We start from the raw sequence: 18,615 nt of genomic DNA, 5'->3' as shown, positions 1-18,615 counted from the left end.
CTTGCTCACGATGATTAAAATGCTAAGAAAACAGCTAACTGTCTTTTTTGTATTAGCCATCCAAAGTTTTCAGATTTATGGGACACAACAGAATTTTTTAGATGTTACAATCCTCACTGTTGGTATAGAACAAGGTAAAGCATTTCGATATTTAGCCAGAGAATTTGAGCAACGCTATCCCTCTGTAAAAGTGCGAATTTTGCCTGAAAATGATACAAATTATAAAGCAAAACTGATGACTTGGCTGACGGCGAAAGAAGGTCCTGATGTTATGTTCTGGCAAGGAGGAGAACGACTTTTTAACCTAGTACGACAAGATCATATTTTATCAATAGATGATCTTTGGCAACAACAACAGTGGGAAAAAGGCTTTTCTCAAGGTATCAAAAACCTGGTTAACTTCAATGGTAGCTATTATGCAATCCCCATCAGTTACTATCATTGGGGAATATACTATAACGAAGACATTTTTAGAGACTATCATTTATCTCCTCCCAATAATTGGCAAGCGCTCATAAAAGTATGCGATACATTATCAAAATCAGGTAAAAAACCAATTATATTAGGTAACAAAGGTTTATGGCCAGCAATGGCCTGGTTTGATTACTTAAACCTAAGAATTAACGGAATAAATTTTCATAATAGATTATTACAAGGAAAAGAATCTTTTCTACAACCAAAGGTAAAATCAGTCTTTACTTACTGGAAAGAATTATTAGACCATAACTGTCTAACTACAGATTATATTGACGAAGAGTGGTTTGATATTTTACCCGAAATAACACGAAAAAACGCAGCAATGATACTCATTGGCCACTTTATTGTTTCTAGAGCAGGCGCACTCACAAAAAAACTAAAATTATTTCACTTTCCCATTATTAATCCTAACATTCCTATTTATGAAGAAGCACCAACTGACCTGTTTTTTATTCCCAAAAACACCAAAAACCTGATTCATGCCAAACACTTTCTGGAGATGCTAGGTTCACCTAATGTTCAACATCACTTTAATCGTATAATGAAGAATATTCCGCCCCATTTGGCATCACCAATCGAGCCTATGAGCCTCATACAGCAAGGAAAGAAGCAACTTGATAATGCAGAAGGAATCACCCAGTATTTTGACCGTGACTCTAAAAAAGAGTTTGTAGACCTTGTCTTACCAGCAATCAATAGCTTTCTTGAGCATAGAGATATTAATAAAATCACTTCTGAGTTAGAAGATTTTAGAGTGAGAACATTTTTACCTAATTAGCTTTTCACTATATACCATTCGCGGTTGATATATAAAAAGAAAAGGACTCTTGAAGACTATTACGCCATTCCCTGGCTTATACAGTGCTACTAACTATCTGATTCCGAATTCAAAACTTCATTTAATATACTCACAAACTCACTAATTTGAGCATGGGTATGGCGTGCTGTGAGCGTAAATCGTAACCCTGTATGTCGTTTTGGTACGACAGGAAACATGGCTACATTACAGTAAAAACCCCGTTCCATTATTTTTCTTGAAAGCCTCACACCATTATCAGGATCTCCGACCCCCACAAAAAATATGGGTGTTAACGGATCAGAATAAACTGGCAGTCCATGTTGTTCTAACAATGCCTGACAATGTTGTATATTTGAGTTCAATTTATCTTGAAAAACAGCTAGTTCATTCGACAAGTGCATATCTGCACATACAATACCAGCTCCTAATCCTGCATTGGAAATGGGTCCACCAAATACAATAGGCCCTCCCATTAGTCGAATTAACTTACATGTTTTTTCATCTTGGCATGTAAATACTGCACCTTCAGCTCCAAAACCTTTTCTTAAGGAGGTTGCAACATACACTCTCGGATGATTTTTTAAACAACCTGATAAACTCCATCCTTCTCCTTTATCTCCGAAACACGACATACCATGGGCATCATCAAAGTAAATATGTAGCTGTTCGTAGTTATTTAATAACTCCAGCAGCTGATGGTTTGGTGCTCGATCACCAAACATACTATAAATACCATCAGCAAAATACCAAACCTTAGAATAACTGTTTTTATGTTTATCCAACAAGTTGGTTAGTTGGTCTAACCGACTATGTAAAATATGTTTATTCTTTATACCTTGCCCTGTAAGATATTCAATAACAAACTGAACACTTCGATGAACTTGCTGGTCTGTAATTAATAAATCCTTTCTATTTATTAACAAAGGTAGTACAGCAATGTGCATTAAATGTGTACTTTGGGCCAAAACAACAGATCGATTAAATATTTTCGAAAGTTTCTCTTCTAGAGATTGATATAGTTCTGATGAAATATAGGCTCGTGAACTTGATAAGTGTAAACCATGTCTATTAATAGCATTAATAGATGCTTCTTTCACTTTAGCTTCATGCTCCAATCCTAAATAACCACAGTTTCCCATATTAACTAAAGGTTTATTATCTTTGTAAATAATTACACCTTCACCTTCGCCGTCATCTACAGTTAAGTAGCAAATATCAGCACTGATTACTTTATCAGTATAATTAAGCAAGCTTTCTCGTAAATTCTCATTCATGGCGCGTTACCTTAGTCTGAGTTATCCATTTATGGACTCCTTATCCTTAAAATCATTTAACTGGTGAAAACCATATTATCCTTAGTCAAAGCATCAAATATTTTAGCTAATACTTATTTAGCATCAAACCAGCCCGCAATATAATTAAAGTCTTAATACAAGGTATAAGTTTTCAATATTCTTTACACTCTAACTGATAACGTTTTATCTAAGTTCTCAGTTACCTAAGTTTTCCTTTAAAAATCAACACTGAATAACCAATAAAAAAATATCCATATCAAGTCAAAAGCAACATATACACCATCTTTAATGACTACTAGGTTTCATTTTTTAACCTGTAATAAATACGTCTTTATTACAACAAAAACAAATAACTCTGAGATATTGGCTCGCGTTATTAACATTGAAGTAATGTGTATACCCTTTACTGTGAGTATAAAAAAACACCACTCTTAGAATTTCGTTAAATTCGATATGAGAATATATTTTTTGCTTTATATTTACGCAATGATGGAGATGTCATTGTTACCATGGCGTAAGCTTATTCACAAGCAAACATATCGTGACAAAGATTAACATTTCCTGTATAAAATACACTTTGTATAAAGTTAAATCATATTAAGTGAAAGTATTTATAACTCATAACAAAGCTTAAAGTTGATTCGCGAAAGGTATATCTAAAAACATAACTCATCTTTTTCTGCTCAGATATATAAGGATATATAATGAAACTAAATCTGGAGTGTTCAGCAGTTATTACGGGGGCGTCACGTGGTATTGGTCGTCATATTGCTCATCAACTCGCAAGTCGTCAAGTAAAATTAGTTTTAGCCGCAAGAAATGAACAAGACTTAAATGATATAAAACAAGAGCTTTCCGTCTATAACAACCCAGTCTATGTCATTAAAACTGATGTGCTTAATAAAAACGACTTACACAACTTATATGATAAAAGCATTGCTGCTTACGGCTCAATTGACATACTCGTTAATAACGCAGGCATTGAAGCCATACAAAACTATGATAGTTTATCTGGAAAATTAATTGAACAAATAATTTCCGTTAACTTAACAGCCCCTATGCTGTTAAGCCAGTTATTCTTAAACCATATGCAACACCAAAATTCTGGGCACATTGTGAATATTGCTTCGGCTGCAGGAATGTTCCCTCCACCGTTTTCAGAACCTTATGCCGCAAGCAAAGCAGGACTCATCGCATTCACCCACTCACTGCGAATGAGCTTAAAACAACAAAATTCTCATGTAAGTTCATCAGCCATTACACCAGGTTTTGTTGATGGCGAAGGGATGTACGAAAATGGTAAGTCTTTAGGTGGAGAAGCACCCTGGTATGTTGGAAGCATACCAATTCATAAAGTCGCAACGGCTGTCATTAATGCGATTGAAAAAGATATACCTGAACAAGTACTAGTACCAGGTATACCTAAAGTAGCGAAAACACTTCAGCTTTTCTTTCCTAAAGGTTTTGAAACTGTTAGTAAAAAACTTAACCTATTTAAAACCTTGGTGGAAGTTGCCAAAACGCGTGAGCAGGTCTCATAGCTCACATCAGAAATATACTCCACACACACTATGAATAAACAACTGGCCAGCTCAAAAGCTGGCCACTTCAATATTAAACTGAAAAATATACTTAGTTTATTCTGTTTTAATAAACTTCATCTTAAAACTTTCTACTGTTTTACTGCCTTTCTTTTATAAAAAGCAACTCGTTCAAATGCTGAGTCAACATCATGTATGCTCTTATTGCTTAATGTTAATATATTAATTAATTCATCTTTTAATGTTTCTACAAAATTTTCAATTTGTGTTGTTGTATGTCGTGCTGTTAGTGTAAAACGCAAACCTGTATGCTTTTTAGATACAGCAGGAAATATGGCAATATTACAATAAAACCCACAATCCATCATGTTTCGAACCAGTTTCACACCATCATCAGGATCGCCTACCCCAATGAAAAATATAGGTGTTTCAGGATCAGAGTATACTGGCAAATTATTTAGCTCTAATAGATTTTGACAGTATTTAATGTTTTCATTCAGCTTATTTTGAAAATAGGCTAGTTGACCTGATAAGTGGATATCTGCAGATACATTGGCAGCACCCAATCCTCCATTAGAAATAGGTCCACCAAAAATAACGGGGCCTCCCATATGTCTAACAAGCTTACAAACCGCTTCATCTTGGCAAGTAAACACGGCACCTTCTGCACCAAAACCCTTACGCAATGATGTCGCAACATATACTCGAGGGTGACCTTTCAAACAGCCAGATAGACTCCACCCTTCACCTTTTTCTCCAAAACATGACATACCATGTGCATCATCAAAATATATATGTAATTGTTCATTATCCTTCAGTAACTGTAACAACTGTTCGTTAGGTGAACGATCACCAAACATGCTATAAATACCATCAGCAAGATACCATACCTTCTGATATTTATGTTTATGCTCATCAAGTAAGGCTGATAATTGATCTAAATGGCTGTGTAAAATATATTCAGTTGTAACGCCTCGACCACTTAAGTATTCTCCAATGACTTGCACACTTCTGTGCACTTGCTGATCAACAATTAGTAAATCCTTTGTGTCTATAATGAGTGGAAGTACGGCTAAATGAATTAGGTGGGTTGACTGTGCCAAAACAACGGGACGATCAAAGATCTGTGTTAATTTTTCTTCCAGTGATTGATATAGGTTTGAAGAGATGTATGCTCTTGAACTACTTAAATGTAAACCATGATTATTAATTGCATTTATAGAACCTTCTTTAACACTCTTTTCATGCTCAAGCCCAAGATATCCACAGTTTCCCATATTAATAAGCTGTCGATCATCTTTACGAATAACTGTTCCCTCTCCACCACTGTCATCGACAGATAAATAACATATTTGTGCACTGATTACTTTATCTGCATAATCCAGTAAACTTTCTTTTAAAAGTTCATTCATAATATTTGCCTGCCATATAATAATTAAGCGCATGAATTAGTTTGATAAAGATTAAACCTACAAAATGACAGTTTTGTTTTTATTTTTTTATATGCACAGTAATTTTTAATAGACATATGTATTATTGACTTTTAAAAAAACTTATGCGCAATAGTTGTCAGACAGGCAAACAATTACATAAAAATACGTATTTTTATTATTGAGTGGATTATCCTGATAAAGGAGATATGGATAAAAGTAAATACTTTTATACTATTTACTTATCAACCAACTTCATTTAAGCGATAGCATGTTGGCTTAATAATAAAATGATCAACCACGCAACAAGCAGTGGAACGGCTATAACGAGAATAACATCACTCACTACTTTTAACAGCCAACGAAAAAAGCCGTGATATTTAATATAACGCCGACGATAAGAATACATAACTTTTACCTATCCAATATCATATACATGTTATGCAAAATATAAACCAGATTAATTTATAACCAGCGACTCTATTAATAAAAAGCATACAAACACTCTTTTTTTGTAAGACAATTGTATCTTTCTTTAAGTAAATAAATCATGTAGCTTGACAAAAAAACAGTCAATCCACATAAATATGAATAGTATTGGGAACTAAGCTATGAGGCATACTAATGAGTCAGAGTATTCGTAAAGTCACTATGGGACTGTCAGAGTTTGATATACGTAATGTAGAAGAGATTCAGCGCTTCACACATGCACGTACCAAAGCAAGTGCAGTATCATACTCGTTAGCACTATCAGCCCAATTAGCTGAAATGATAGAGAAAGGCTCTGAGATTCTTATTAAAGATGCTCATGGAGAAACACATAAACTAGTTTTATCTAATGTAAGCTAACAGGATGGATGAGAACAAGGATTTTGAAGACTGGGGAGAAACGGACTCAGGAGATGAAAGGAACCTTCCACTTAGGCCATTGCCAGAACCCCTTGAAAACGATAGACATGTATACAGAACAGCTGTGTATGCACTCACTGGTGGAATTTTGATCAGTTTACTTGGGGGAATCTGGCTAGCCTCAAATGATAAAGATATTCCACAAATGCTCGTTGCCGTCGCTTCAGCCTGTGCAGGAGCACTAGGAGCTTTGATAGCCCCCAACCGTGGATAATAACAAACATCATTTATCGTAATCTAAAACGTTAATGTAAAAAAAGTTAACACTAAATTTGCTTTTGGGATACATATTGTGAAGCGACCTGATATTGGCAGTTTGCCATAGCAGGTTTAGCTTCCGAAGCTACTTGACGATTAATTTCTGTCTTTAAAGTAAGCCAGTTGCCATCTAAGAATGTGCTATTGTCCATACGGATATAATTCACTTGGTTTGCTTCAACACTCACGGTCATTGACAATTCATCTTGCATATCTGGACTATCCATAAACCAATGAGGCCAACGATGACTGACCGTATGCTGCCCAGGTTTTGTAGTGAACACAGTGTAATGTCCTGCAGCAAGCTCAGCGACTGGCTTATCGTCCCACATAAACATTGCAGAACGCTCTGGCATGGCATCCGTTATTGGACGATATAATACAACCATCGCTGGCTCATCATGACGATGGGTAGAATCATGAAAAATGGTTGTACATCCTGATAAGAATAAAACACTACAAAGCAAACCTTTAATCACACACTTCATCATATATTCCGCTTGAATCAGCCAGATTGGATTTAATGAATCAAAACCACAAGCAGATATATGACACAACTCACATCAATATTCAACCAGTTTCACACTACTAGCGTGTAGCACCTAGCAAATACAATCGTCCTAATTATTCTATTGCATACTTAGAAACATACTTCATTAATTAACAGTTTCTACCTGCCACTAAAATGACACTTTTCATCTTCATTTTTGCATATTTTTAACGTAAATTTTCACTTTTACAAAATACAATTATCAAGCATTAAGTACTATTAGTCCCCCTTTAATATAAACACTTAATGCACATTTTATACATGTTTTAATGGAATAATTCTCTTATGCCAACAACCTTTCAACAGTGGTTAAAACAGTCCCAGCTCTTAAGAATATTTATCCTCAGTATTTTAGTTCTGCTTTTGCAGATTCCGTTATTTCAAATCAGTGATTTGGTCTATGAACGCGAGACTAGAAAAGCTCAAACAGCAGCAGAAATTGCAAGTAAATGGGGAAATAGCCAGATTTTATTTGGTCCAAGCATTTATGTGCCTTATACCACACACCATGTTAATAATGAGAATGGCAAAGTAATCAGTGAACATCATTGGTATGTCATATTGCCCCAATCTATGTCTACAATAGCTAATTTATCAATAGAAAAGCGATATAGAAGTTTATATGAAATTCCTGTTTATCAAGCCGATGTATCTATAAAGGGGCATTTTCAACTTCCTGAAACAACACCTGATGGCTTACAGTGGGATAAAGCAATTGTTGCTCTTAAACTCAATGACAGTAAAGCACTTATCTCAGGCAAATTACAGTGGAATAACCACTCAATAGATTTACAGCCTGGTAGTCCACATATTCCTGGGGATATTCAATATTTACACAGCTCACTACAACTTGAGAATGCAGCTACAAACTATACGTATAATATTCAACTTAAATTCAACGGAACCAATGAGCTTTTCATTGCGCCTGTAGGGAATGAATCAACCATATCGATTGGTGGTAATTGGGCTGATCCAAGTTTTCAAGGAAACTGGCTACCTCAACAACGTAATATCATTGATACTGAGTTCCAATCACAATGGCAGGTACCCTTCTTAAGTCGAAACATTCCTCAATATTGGAATGATGCTAATGATTTCACTGAAGCGCTTGCCAATAGTATTGTGGGTGTGAAACTAACGACCCCAACAGACGTGTATCGTCAAATTCATCGTGCCATCAAATATGACTTACTTTTCATTGCACTCACCTTCATCGTTATTTGGTTATGGGAAGCAATGGGTCGTTTAACCGTCCACTATATTCAGTACTTACTCATTGGTGCCGGTTTATGTATGTTTTATCTGTTAACACTCGCACTTGCCGAACATATTGGCTTTATCGCTGCTTACATACTCGCCAGTAGTAGTGTTATTTTGATGATTACCAGCTATGCCTGGTCTGTATTAAAAACCCCATTCCGGGCGCTCTTATTGGGTGTTATTCTTGTTTGTCTCTACGGTTTCTTATATACACTGCTACAAGAACGTGATTACTCCCTATTACTTGGGTCAGTCGGCTTATTTCTCGCATTATCAACAGTGATGTACTGTACTAGAAAAATAGACTGGAATAACAAAGGCAACGAATTACTTAACAGTAAAATACAGAAATAGCACTTAAACTAAACAACGGCAAACATCTAAAGTTTTCTTTACATGTTTGCCATTTCCTTTTTATTTTGTTGAGTTTACATGGATATCACTTAGAGATACTTCTCTCGTTTTATTGATGCCTTCCCTCATGAGTTCATCACCATTGCCGTTCAAATTTCCCATTCCAACATGAAGGTTTTCTCATAATTACATAAAAATAACTTGCGATTGCATATCTACCACAGTTGCCGCTTTGGTATTGATCATTCTATTCGCATAATAGCGTTCCTGTCGGTTTTTTACAGTAAGGGAGTAGCATGGGTCTTGGAAACTCAAGTCTGTTTATGTTTGCAGTCGAAGGCTGTAATGATGAGTTTCGCGTCGTTGAGTTTAAAGGAAGAGAGCAAATTTCATCTCCGTTTTATTTTACGGTGGCGGTAGCCTGTCCAAATTTTGAATTATCGACGAGTTCCTTGGTAAACAAGCCTGCCTGCCTCACCTTCAGTGCAGAAGAAGCTCCCCGGTATGTACACGGTTTAATTGTCAATATTGAACTTATTAATACTGGACGTCGCTTTGCCAGCTATAGCATAACGCTGGCGCCTAAACTCTGGTGGCTGGAACAACGTTCTCAAATGAAGATATTTCAACAACAGGATGCTTCACAGATCATAAAAACGTTGTTAACCGATGCTGGGTTACAAGAAGGCAATGATTTTAAAATAGAAATTTCTGGTTCTCTACCACAGCGTACGTACACAACACAGTACATTGAAACTGATCTTGAGTTTTTCAACCGAATTTTGGCTGAAGACGGACTTCATTATCACTTTACATTCGAGCAAGACCGACATGTATTAATCATCAGTGATACACAATATATTTTTAAACGCCTCCCTATTACACCTGAAATACCTTATATTCGACATACAGGGTTAATTAAACGCGATTACACAATTTATGATTTCAGCCTTAGCAGCAAAGTTCAACCCAATAAAATTACTGTTCGTGATTATAATTTTACGAAACCGAGCCTTAAACTTGAAATCAGTGAACAAACAAATGAAGGTGATTTCGAGGTTTATCACCATGGTGGTTTATTCCAAAAACCCGATTTAGGACAAAAACAAGCACAAACACAACTTAAAGCTTTTCAAGCACTAAAGGAAACTGGGGAAGGACAAAGCAACTGTGTTTATTTAACTGCAGGTAAGCTTTTTAAACTCACTGAGCACAATAACCCCGTATTCAATCAAGAATACTTAATCTATGCAGTCAACCATTCTGGTGCTCAACCCCAATCGTTAGAAGAAGGCGCAAATGGTGGCCCAAGTGGTTACTCATCAAACTTTATATGTATTCCCAACAATGTTGAGTTCAAAGCACGTCCCCCCAAGCCAACCATCAACAAACGTAATCGTTTTCATGGCATACAAACCGCCACTGTAACGGGACCCGCAGGTGAAGAAATTTACACTGACCAATACAGCCGTATTAAAGTACAGTTTAATTGGGACAAAGATGGTAAATCTAACGAGAAATCATCCTGTTGGATACGCGTAGCACAACCCTGGACTGGCACCTCATGGGGAGCCATTCAGATTCCTCGAATTGGCCAGGAAATTCTAATAAGCTTCGTCAATGGAGACCCAGACCGTCCTTTAATTAAAGGTGTACTGTACAACGGTCGTAACAAACCACCCTATAAACTACCTGATCAAAAAACTAAAACCGTAGTGAAAACATGCAGTACGCCAGGTGGTCAGGGCTTTAATGAGTTACGTTTTGAAGATAAAAAATCAAAAGAACAAATTTTTATTCATGGTGAACGCGACCAGGATATAAAAATTGAAAACGATAAAGATCTCAGAGTATTGCGAGATAGACATCTGGTTGTGGATAAACAAAACCATATTCATATAAAACAACTTCTCAGCGAGAGTATAAATGGAACCTGGAAAGAAGACTTGTGGAATGATCAGTACATTACCGTAAAACAGAATTATACGGAAAAAGCAGCAAATAATTATAACCGAGAAGCCGGAAAAGAAATTCATATAAAATCAGCAGGTAAAATTGTATTTGATGCTGGGATGCGAATATCAGTATCTGGTTCAACTAGCTACTTCACACTCGATCCCTCTGGCGTGAAAATTAACGGACCAACAGTGCGTATGAATACCGGAGGTAGTGCCACTAAAACCACAACTTCTAAAGAAAAAGCGCCAGAACAAGCTGATGAAGCAAATGACAAAGTTGTTATTGCTCCTGCTGGTCAAGGTAAAAAGAAAGGGAAACACAAACCAAATCAACAGCCTAAAGGTTCAGGAAAAAGTTCAAATGCTAAAACTAATAAAGTTGGCCAAAATAGTTCATATCACAAACAAAAAACCACACATAGTAGAATAGGTGATGTTAATATTATAGAAGACATTATCCATTTAAACCGCTACTCAAGGCCAGGAACTAAACTTAAAGATGTAAAAGGAATTGTCATACACTGGGTTGCAGCCCCCAAAGCAACAGCGAAAAGAATTAGAGATTATTTTAATAACATAGAAAAAGAAAAGAGATTTGCTTCAGCGCATTTCGTTGTCGGCTTAGAAGGTGAAATAATAAAGGCTATTCCTGACAATGAAGTCGCCTATCATGTTGGAGCTAAAAGATACCAAAAAGGAATTCAAGCCAAGTTAGGTAGTTATCCAAATGCACATACTTTAGGAATAGAATGCTGTCACATAGATAATAGCGGGAAAATGACTCAGGCTACTTGGGATTCTCTTGTTTCTCTAGCATCCTCTTTACTCAAGAAATACAACTTGACAGATAGTGACTTATACCTACATCAAGATGTAACAGGAAAACCATGTCATAAATATTTTGTAGATAACCCACAAGAATGGGTAAAATATAAGAATGAAGTAAAATGTAAAATGTAGGATTTTTGACAATTCAAAATTTAATAAATTTATAAGTATAGTTTTAGTATACTTTAAACTAGTTTTACCGCTAGAACTTCTCGCTTAAGGAATTATTAATGAGAGCTATTTTATTACTTATAATTGCACCATTTTTCTCCTATGCAAGTTCATTTAATATAGAAACAATACCTAATAAGTACTTCCAACTTGATTCAGAAGGAATGGGGATCATAGAACAAAAGCAACTAGCAAATAAACTAGAAACAGACTCATGGAAACTCATTAAGGTTAGTGATCGCTTATACAAAATAAATAACAAGTACTCTGGTGACTCTTATAACATTCTGAGAAAACATGGAGTTATTTGTATTAACTCGATAACAGGCGCTAATAGTCGACTTTACTGCATCAATGAATCGACAAACAAACCTATTGGAAAACCCAGTATTCATATTAATGATTTTATAAAGCCAGGTTTACAGTATACAAAATTTTATCAACATCCGATTGGGTATTCAATAAACGACGAAGAAAAAATAATAGCATTTTTTCTTCGCAATGGATATGAAAAAATACTTTCTGGTAGAGTTCAAACAAAAAATATTGAAGTTAAAATAACTCCTCAACAAACGTTGTCCAAATCAGTTGTTGATATACCACATGAATCCTGGGAGACGTTCGATACTTCTTGTTTAAAAATAACAAATTTCAAACCAAATGACACGTTGAGTTTAAAAATAGTTAAATCCATAGCAAACAACATTATTTTTTGTCAGGATGATTCGGCTTTTAGTGACATTACCAAACTAGAACAAAACCAAATAAAAACCGATAAATTATCAACTTTAAACATAAAAAACGACGCAATAAAATATGCCACATATAAACTTAAAAACAATAATTTAGTAATAACTGAAGATTTATTCAGTTTAAACGCATTTATAATAGACAAAAAAATGCCTATATTACTCAGAATAAATCTTGAAACCATAGGTCTGTCTGGAAATAGCGAATACGAAATTGATAGCAATGGAAATATAATAAATCTCAACAACCACGACAAATACAAGTGGAAAAGCAATATATTTATTAAGCTATAAATAAAATTTAGATATTTATCTTACACGATGAAAATATTTATATTATTAATCTTTGTTTCGATTAGCATAGTTAGTCATGCCGCATGTACTAACTATGCACATGACCTTCCAATACAACTATATAGAAACAACCAAACTTCATTAGTAACACTTCTACCTTGCAATGCAAAAATAATAAATATTCATAAAAATGTTTCATTAGGAGAAGCCAAAGGGACATTAGTCTTCTTTAAATTTAATGAGAAAAACTATGCATGGTTTGAATTCAAAGCGAGTAAAGATGGGAAGTACTATGTTTCAAATTTAGATAATACTTTTTTTAATAAATTCACTTTCACAAACACAGAAGTTGACCATATTGATAATATATTATTAATTCGATTAACGTTACACTTACCAAGCAATAATACATACCCTAAAAAACGAGTTATTGCATTAAGAGGATCACCCTTATCTACAAGATGTTATTGGCATGAGGTCAATAAAAAATTAAGAAATATCGAAGACTTTCAAGAAGCAAAGAAAATAGTTAAACGTTATATGGTTAATTTACCTAGTTTTAAATATAACTCTCTTTACGAAATGATTCTAAATTTACCAGAGAACTATCTAGAAGCAGTTAGATTTGATAAACATCAGTTATGGGAATTAATCTCCCCACATAGCGAATATACTAACATCTTCGACCCTAAAAATGGTTATCTAGAAATTAACGGTGGTTGGGATGCAACTTTGTGTTATATTAAATTTGTAAAATTCAATCGTAGTAATTCATCTCCAATTCTTGCGATTGAACAAGAATTTACAATGGGTATTACTGATGTTATGTTCCTGACAAGAATTAATGGCAAATGGAAAGATATAAGTCAAGATTTAATTAATGGTTTTGATAAAAACAAATATTATTACGAATTACCTAGATATGGAACAACACTTAACGTTTATGCTTATAAAGTTAATGAATATGATGAATACGATATAGAAGTTGATAAAACTACAATTATCAAAAAACTATATTGGAATAAACATCATTTTATCGAATAAATTTAAAACAGATGATAACAATTCATAGAATCAACCCCTGATTAAATTTTAAACATAGCAAGACTTAAGTGGATTTCAAAATATGCGTTTTCAATATAAACTAGTCATTATTTTTTGGGTTACTTTATCCTCATATACATTTGGTTACAATCCTGATGTTGCTATGTATAACAATTATGAGGGTCTTATTGATAATAAATATAAAATCACTTTATCTATATTACCTATGAAGAATGGAACCCTTACAGGAGATTATGTTTATGATAAAATCGGCAAAAAAATAAAGCTAAGTGGAAACTGGAATGATCAACATATTCAAATAAATGAACTCTATAAAAGTTCCATCAGTGCAAAGTTTATTTCTTCAGATTTTAACGACAATTCTGGAGTAATAGTTGGTTATTGGCATAATTTAAAAACTAACAGCAAGTTAGCGTTCAAGTTACGTCATATTAGTTCAACAAGCGCCATTAACAAAAAAAGATATTCATCCACCTTATCTGACGAACAAATTGAGTCGTTTGCCAATGACATCAAGAATGCAGTTATCCATCAAGACTATAACTGGCTTTCCAATAATTTAAGATATCCTATTCAAATAAAGAATTTGGATATACACATTAAAAACAAGGTTGAGTTTATCAATAATGCTAAACTGATCATAACAAATGAATTAATTTCTAATTTAAAACCAGCGAGAACTTTTTTCTTATTTTGTAATAGTGATGGAATATCGCTAAGTAATGGAGAAATATGGTTTAGCGAAATAGAAGGAAACGAACAAAAACTAAAAATACTTAAAATAGGTTCAGCTACTCCTGTATGGTAATCCATTTAATATATCAATATGGATACTAATTTTTAATGACTAATTTACCTCTGATAATATAACCTAATATTATGTTTAAGTACAAAATCCTAGCGCTGTTGTTTATCGCTGTCAGTACTCAAGGCTTAACAAATGATTTATCCATAGCGCAATGTAAAGCGTTAGCAAGTAAAAATAAATTTCTACATGATACTTATAATGCTTCTAAAGCATTGAATACCCGAGGTTTGAGGGAGTATAAAAAAGGTCATTTAAAAAAAGCTAGAAATTATTTCTACTGCGCTCAACTACTTTCACCCAACTATGCTCTTGCTCATTACAACTACGCATCCACTCTTGCCTTACTCGACCAAAAGACTGTTTCTGACCCTTGTTATAATCATACTTTAGAAAACATGGAAAAGCACCTAGTTCGATCAATTCAACTTGACCCTGGTCGAAGGAAACGTCTGAAAAATGACAGCGATTTTGATAACATAAGGGATAGCTATTTTTATAAATATGTTACTTTCGATATCAAGCTAGAAAAAATATCTGATTTATTTTACAAAGTTGGCACATGGCATGCGCAAACTATAGGTGTTTTTCCTGTGGCAAAACTTATTTTTGAAAATGAAAGCAATGTATTATTAAAGACTTATAAATTTGATGCTTTAAGTCAAACTTCTGTTTGGTCAAAGGGAATACCAGCTATATACTCTATTGATGGTAATACATTAAGCATAGAATTTAAAAATAATAAGCTGGACTCACTGAGTGGAGAAATTAGATTCATTATCAAAAAAAATGTTTTACTTGACATAGAAATCTCTACTGATAAATTTGGCATTTTTAAAGGATATCAAGATGATTGTAATGCATAATCATTTTATATACTAAAGGTGTTAACTGTGAAAACCAGTGATATATCCCCAAAGCGTTTGAGTTTTAGGTGTAAATATTCTCAAAACCACCATCAAGTAGTGACTTTAACGCACGGGCGTGTTGATCGATATTGCTAAAAAAATTGATCGCTGCTTTTCTAAATTCACAAACGTTTTTGTAGTATTTGTTGTAGAGCACTTGTTTTTTAAAAGACTTCCAAACCCGTTCAATTAAATTCAGTTCGGGTGAATAAGGAGGCAAATAAACCAGTTTCAACCTTGGGCTTTCTTCTTCGAGTTGTTTCACTTCTTTTGAATAGTGATATCGAGCATTATCCAAGATGACAACAATTTGTTTAGCACTTTCGTATTTCTTATCCAACATGGAAAGCAATTGAACAGTGGACTCTTTATTGATGGTGTTTGATTCAATCACCGTCATCTCCATCGTCTCTGCATTCACTGCTCCATGAAGATTGAGTCGTTGGCGACCACTATTTGTTGGTAATGGCCGCTTTTGTCCTCTTTTAATCCAGCCGTATGCCGCCATCGTGTTATGCTCAGGGTGAACCGCATCAAGAAATAGAACTTCTATATCCACTGGCTTAGTACTCATAAATGCTTCATACTGCTCCGCAAACGTCTCCTGTGCCTCTACGTCAGGGTTGCCTGGAACCAGTTTGGGTTTCTTGAATTCATAACCTAAGCGATGGAGCAAATCTCTCATCCCGCTTGGTGAATATTGAACTTCGAAAGCCTCTTTTATGAATTCAATAACGGCATATGTCGTAAGATAAATCTTACGTTCCAATTCTTCTTTTAATTGTTCGCATTGAGATTTATTAAGATGACTGAGGCGGCCCTGATAGTTTGTTTCAAGCAGTTTTTTAACGCCACCTGATCTATATTTTTCTACGTAAGAACGCAAGGTTTCGTCATCGATGAGTAATGCATCTTTGACTTGTTTCAGTTTCCATCCGCTACCGAGAAAATTACTGAGTTGATTTTATACGCTGCATTACGATTGCGCTCAGCCCTGTGAGCTATGCGTAACTCCTTTAATTCTTCTTCGGTTAGCCAAAATCCTTTCATGGTCACAAAGGATATACAATTTTCATCGTTAAATCAAAAGATTAAACCTAATTCTCAAACGCTACGGGTATATATAACAAAATGTCAGTGCTTTGTTCTTTGTAAAAGTTTACAGCACTCACTTAGTAAAAAATTAATCTTTTTAAATTTTACAATAACCGCTATTTTCAGCATTCAAGACACAAAAAAGTTTAGTTATAACGATATCTTCATATGGTCACCTCTGAAAATAGTGATTTTTTTGTGAGAGCAAGGTGTATAAAGAATACATGAGGGCTAAACAGCTACTGCATGTTTAGCGATAGCAGCCTCAAGTATTTATCAGTGCTAGCAGAGCCATGAGTACAACGCTGACAAAGATTCCACAGAAAAAATGTATTTTTAGCGGTGCCCTTTTGTTTATGTTCAATTAAACTTCAAATAAAATATTATCCCTACGTTTACGAGCCATAACAGCACCAAACCACCCTAACCCTAATAAAATGAGTAAAAATGAACTCGGTGTAGGCACAGGTGTTGGATCTAAGCAGTCACTACATTCTGCAGTTGCTACATTAAACCAGTCCTGGTTAGGTACGTTCCCATACTTTTGAGTGAGTGCTGTCTTCCAATCATCCGAAGGATCTGGCATTTTCCAAGCAAAATTTGTTTTTGTGACAGTAAAATCTACTAACTCATCAACCCCTATCATACCTATATCATCATAAATAATTTCATATCCCCACAACCACCCAAGTAATGGCGCAACTTGGTATGTGTCATCCTTTGCAGTCGTTGCATTATCCCCCAAACTTTCACTAATCAAACATATTAACCAAGTTTCAAACTCTAACTCTAGTTTTTTATCTGCTTCTGCCTTTGCATCAAGCATAAACGTGCTGGGTTTGTCATAAAAAGTGGGGAATTCAGACTCATCATAATAAGGACGATAGTCAAAAGGATCACCTTGATAACCTCCTGGAGGAGCATCAACAAGCGGAACAGGAAGGTTTGACCCATCATGGTATTTTTTGGGAGTAGGGTCATCATACACATTAAGTGATTGAAGGTAATGATATTCTCTATTAGTTTTTGTTGCCACAAACTGACCATCAATTTCAACGCCACTTAACCACATCGTTTTATAAGGATCATATTTATCTATTTCCATTGTTCCACATTTTACTCCATCACAAAATACATCTTTAGATTCGATGGGAACTGCATTAACAATTAAAGGAAAGCTAACAGATGTAATAGTAATTGCGATATTCAATAACGCTTTTTTCATAATTAAAACCTAATTTCAGAATTTTTATCATATTTCTTATACACAATGATTTGATTTCCTGTTAAAAACTTTAAATTTAATTCCCATCAAACGTATCAAATTGTTAATATTAGTGGTTTATCCACAAAATAAATCAACAACTTCTTCCCCACACATTTTCTTAATAACAATCTGAATAGATAATGCAGGCAATAGTAAAGTAGCGATATACAGGAAAACAATCTTATTTCAAAATATAGGAAGGCATACTTTATGCCAGGAATATAAACAACAAAATTGGTGGCTGTTTATAATAAATTAACATCTATACCGACAAAATAACTGACAGAATAATATTTTATTACTCCTGAAAATGAATCACGATTGGTATAGCTTAACCACACTTAATTCAACTGCCACCTAAAGCTATTTTTTAAGCATTAACACTTACCAAAAAATACGTTATCACAAAACCAGCATATTTTTATGTACACCCTTCACGAATCATTTTTAGAGTTTGTTGTCAGCATTCTTGACCACCAAGGATGGTGGGAATGCAGTTAATGCAGAAGCATTTAACTGCCACCCCAGTTATTTATTACACATAAACCCCTGAGGCTTCATCGCTCGACAGCCGCCCCTAAAAACCCTTCGTTATGGGTATA

At 34.7% G+C, this 18,615-nt stretch carries 16 protein-coding genes; 10 read left to right on the top strand and 6 right to left on the bottom strand.

Translation table 11 applies throughout. From position 1 onward, the window contains the following. The first annotated feature begins 10 nt into the window (after positions 1–10). Positions 11–1,255, top strand: a complete 1,245-nt coding sequence (locus KCG35_RS07190) for an ABC transporter substrate-binding protein (protein WP_230409071.1) — start codon at positions 11–13, stop codon at positions 1,253–1,255. A gap of 89 nt (positions 1,256–1,344) precedes the next feature. Here KCG35_RS07190 and KCG35_RS07185 read toward each other — a convergent pair whose 3' ends face one another. Further along, a complete protein-coding gene (locus KCG35_RS07185) occupies positions 1,345–2,550 on the bottom strand; it encodes an aminotransferase class I/II-fold pyridoxal phosphate-dependent enzyme (protein WP_215819001.1) in 1,206 nt (401 codons plus the stop codon). A gap of 725 nt (positions 2,551–3,275) precedes the next feature. Here KCG35_RS07185 and KCG35_RS07180 point away from each other — a divergent pair. After that, the gene (locus KCG35_RS07180) at positions 3,276–4,112 is read left to right on the top strand and encodes an SDR family NAD(P)-dependent oxidoreductase (RefSeq protein ID WP_215819000.1); all 837 of its coding nucleotides are present in this window, start codon (positions 3,276–3,278) and stop codon (positions 4,110–4,112) included. A gap of 131 nt (positions 4,113–4,243) precedes the next feature. Here the strand turns inward: KCG35_RS07180 and KCG35_RS07175 are convergent, their stop codons facing one another. Both KCG35_RS07175 and KCG35_RS07170 read right to left on the bottom strand, forming a co-directional pair. Further along, complete coding sequence (locus KCG35_RS07175; RefSeq protein ID WP_215818999.1) at positions 4,244–5,524, bottom strand: aminotransferase class I/II-fold pyridoxal phosphate-dependent enzyme; 1,281 nt, start codon at positions 5,522–5,524, stop codon at positions 4,244–4,246. A 277-nt stretch (positions 5,525–5,801) separates the two neighbouring features. Continuing rightward, positions 5,802–5,951 carry a hypothetical protein gene (locus KCG35_RS07170; protein WP_215818998.1) on the bottom strand — a complete coding sequence of 50 codons (150 nt, stop codon included), beginning with the start codon at positions 5,949–5,951 and terminating at the stop codon, positions 5,802–5,804. A 215-nt stretch (positions 5,952–6,166) separates the two neighbouring features. On the opposite strand from KCG35_RS07170, the gene KCG35_RS07165 reads away from it, so the two are divergent. Continuing rightward, a complete protein-coding gene (locus KCG35_RS07165; protein ID WP_215818997.1) occupies positions 6,167–6,391 on the top strand; it encodes a hypothetical protein in 225 nt (74 codons plus the stop codon). Between the two features lie 4 nt (positions 6,392–6,395). Continuing rightward, positions 6,396–6,665 (top strand): hypothetical protein, encoded by a 270-nt coding sequence (locus KCG35_RS07160; RefSeq protein WP_215818996.1) that lies wholly within the window; start codon positions 6,396–6,398, stop codon positions 6,663–6,665. 52 nt (positions 6,666–6,717) lie between these two features. On the opposite strand, the gene KCG35_RS07155 is transcribed toward KCG35_RS07160, so the two are convergent. Next, a complete protein-coding gene (locus KCG35_RS07155; protein WP_215818995.1) occupies positions 6,718–7,200 on the bottom strand; it encodes a DUF2846 domain-containing protein in 483 nt (160 codons plus the stop codon). A 344-nt stretch (positions 7,201–7,544) separates the two neighbouring features. On the opposite strand from KCG35_RS07155, the gene creD reads away from it, so the two are divergent. The 6 genes from creD (at position 7,545) to KCG35_RS07125 (ending at position 15,609) form a co-directional block, all read left to right on the top strand. Next, positions 7,545–8,873 (top strand): cell envelope integrity protein CreD, encoded by a 1,329-nt coding sequence (creD, locus tag KCG35_RS07150; protein WP_215818994.1) that lies wholly within the window; start codon positions 7,545–7,547, stop codon positions 8,871–8,873. Between the two features lie 296 nt (positions 8,874–9,169). Then, positions 9,170–11,791, top strand: a complete 2,622-nt coding sequence (tssI, locus tag KCG35_RS07145) for a type VI secretion system tip protein TssI/VgrG (RefSeq protein ID WP_215818993.1) — start codon at positions 9,170–9,172, stop codon at positions 11,789–11,791. Between the two features lie 98 nt (positions 11,792–11,889). Next, entirely contained in the window at positions 11,890–12,873 is a 984-nt protein-coding gene (locus tag KCG35_RS07140) for a hypothetical protein (protein ID WP_215818992.1), read from the top strand. Positions 12,874–12,900: 27 nt separating this feature from the next. Beyond that, positions 12,901–13,917: a hypothetical protein gene (locus KCG35_RS07135; protein WP_215818991.1), complete on the top strand. Its 1,017-nt coding sequence runs from the start codon at positions 12,901–12,903 to the stop codon at positions 13,915–13,917. An 82-nt stretch (positions 13,918–13,999) separates the two neighbouring features. Beyond that, positions 14,000–14,746, top strand: coding sequence for a hypothetical protein (locus KCG35_RS07130; protein ID WP_215818990.1), 747 nt, complete (start codon positions 14,000–14,002; stop codon positions 14,744–14,746). Positions 14,747–14,817: 71 nt separating this feature from the next. After that, positions 14,818–15,609 carry a tetratricopeptide repeat protein gene (locus tag KCG35_RS07125; RefSeq protein ID WP_215818989.1) on the top strand — a complete coding sequence of 264 codons (792 nt, stop codon included), beginning with the start codon at positions 14,818–14,820 and terminating at the stop codon, positions 15,607–15,609. A 64-nt stretch (positions 15,610–15,673) separates the two neighbouring features. Here KCG35_RS07125 and KCG35_RS07120 read toward each other — a convergent pair whose 3' ends face one another. Then, the gene (locus tag KCG35_RS07120) at positions 15,674–16,579 is read right to left on the bottom strand and encodes an IS630 family transposase (protein WP_215819023.1); all 906 of its coding nucleotides are present in this window, start codon (positions 16,577–16,579) and stop codon (positions 15,674–15,676) included. 531 nt (positions 16,580–17,110) lie between these two features. Then, positions 17,111–17,971 carry a VPLPA-CTERM sorting domain-containing protein gene (locus KCG35_RS07115; protein ID WP_215818988.1) on the bottom strand — a complete coding sequence of 287 codons (861 nt, stop codon included), beginning with the start codon at positions 17,969–17,971 and terminating at the stop codon, positions 17,111–17,113. Positions 17,972–18,615 lie beyond the last annotated feature (644 nt).

Source organism: Zooshikella harenae, from assembly GCF_018837975.1.
Classification (GTDB): Bacteria; Pseudomonadota; Gammaproteobacteria; order Pseudomonadales; family Zooshikellaceae; genus Zooshikella; species Zooshikella harenae.
This window is presented reverse-complemented; position numbering and strand designations above follow the sequence as displayed.

Coding starts and splice junctions, on each gene's coding strand:
- KCG35_RS07175 (WP_215818999.1), bottom strand. CDS start 5,524: ATGAATGAACTTTTAAAAGAAAGTTTACTGGATTATGCAGATAAAGTA.
- KCG35_RS07130 (WP_215818990.1), top strand. CDS start 14,000: ATGCGTTTTCAATATAAACTAGTCATTATTTTTTGGGTTACTTTATCC.
- KCG35_RS07125 (WP_215818989.1), top strand. CDS start 14,818: ATGTTTAAGTACAAAATCCTAGCGCTGTTGTTTATCGCTGTCAGTACT.
- KCG35_RS07160 (WP_215818996.1), top strand. CDS start 6,396: ATGGATGAGAACAAGGATTTTGAAGACTGGGGAGAAACGGACTCAGGA.
- KCG35_RS07115 (WP_215818988.1), bottom strand. CDS start 17,971: ATGAAAAAAGCGTTATTGAATATCGCAATTACTATTACATCTGTTAGC.
- KCG35_RS07180 (WP_215819000.1), top strand. CDS start 3,276: ATGAAACTAAATCTGGAGTGTTCAGCAGTTATTACGGGGGCGTCACGT.
- KCG35_RS07155 (WP_215818995.1), bottom strand. CDS start 7,200: ATGATGAAGTGTGTGATTAAAGGTTTGCTTTGTAGTGTTTTATTCTTA.
- KCG35_RS07190 (WP_230409071.1), top strand. CDS start 11: ATGATTAAAATGCTAAGAAAACAGCTAACTGTCTTTTTTGTATTAGCC.
- KCG35_RS07135 (WP_215818991.1), top strand. CDS start 12,901: ATGAAAATATTTATATTATTAATCTTTGTTTCGATTAGCATAGTTAGT.
- tssI (WP_215818993.1), top strand. CDS start 9,170: ATGGGTCTTGGAAACTCAAGTCTGTTTATGTTTGCAGTCGAAGGCTGT.
- KCG35_RS07140 (WP_215818992.1), top strand. CDS start 11,890: ATGAGAGCTATTTTATTACTTATAATTGCACCATTTTTCTCCTATGCA.
- creD (WP_215818994.1), top strand. CDS start 7,545: ATGCCAACAACCTTTCAACAGTGGTTAAAACAGTCCCAGCTCTTAAGA.
- KCG35_RS07185 (WP_215819001.1), bottom strand. CDS start 2,550: ATGAATGAGAATTTACGAGAAAGCTTGCTTAATTATACTGATAAAGTA.
- KCG35_RS07165 (WP_215818997.1), top strand. CDS start 6,167: ATGAGTCAGAGTATTCGTAAAGTCACTATGGGACTGTCAGAGTTTGAT.
- KCG35_RS07170 (WP_215818998.1), bottom strand. CDS start 5,951: ATGTATTCTTATCGTCGGCGTTATATTAAATATCACGGCTTTTTTCGT.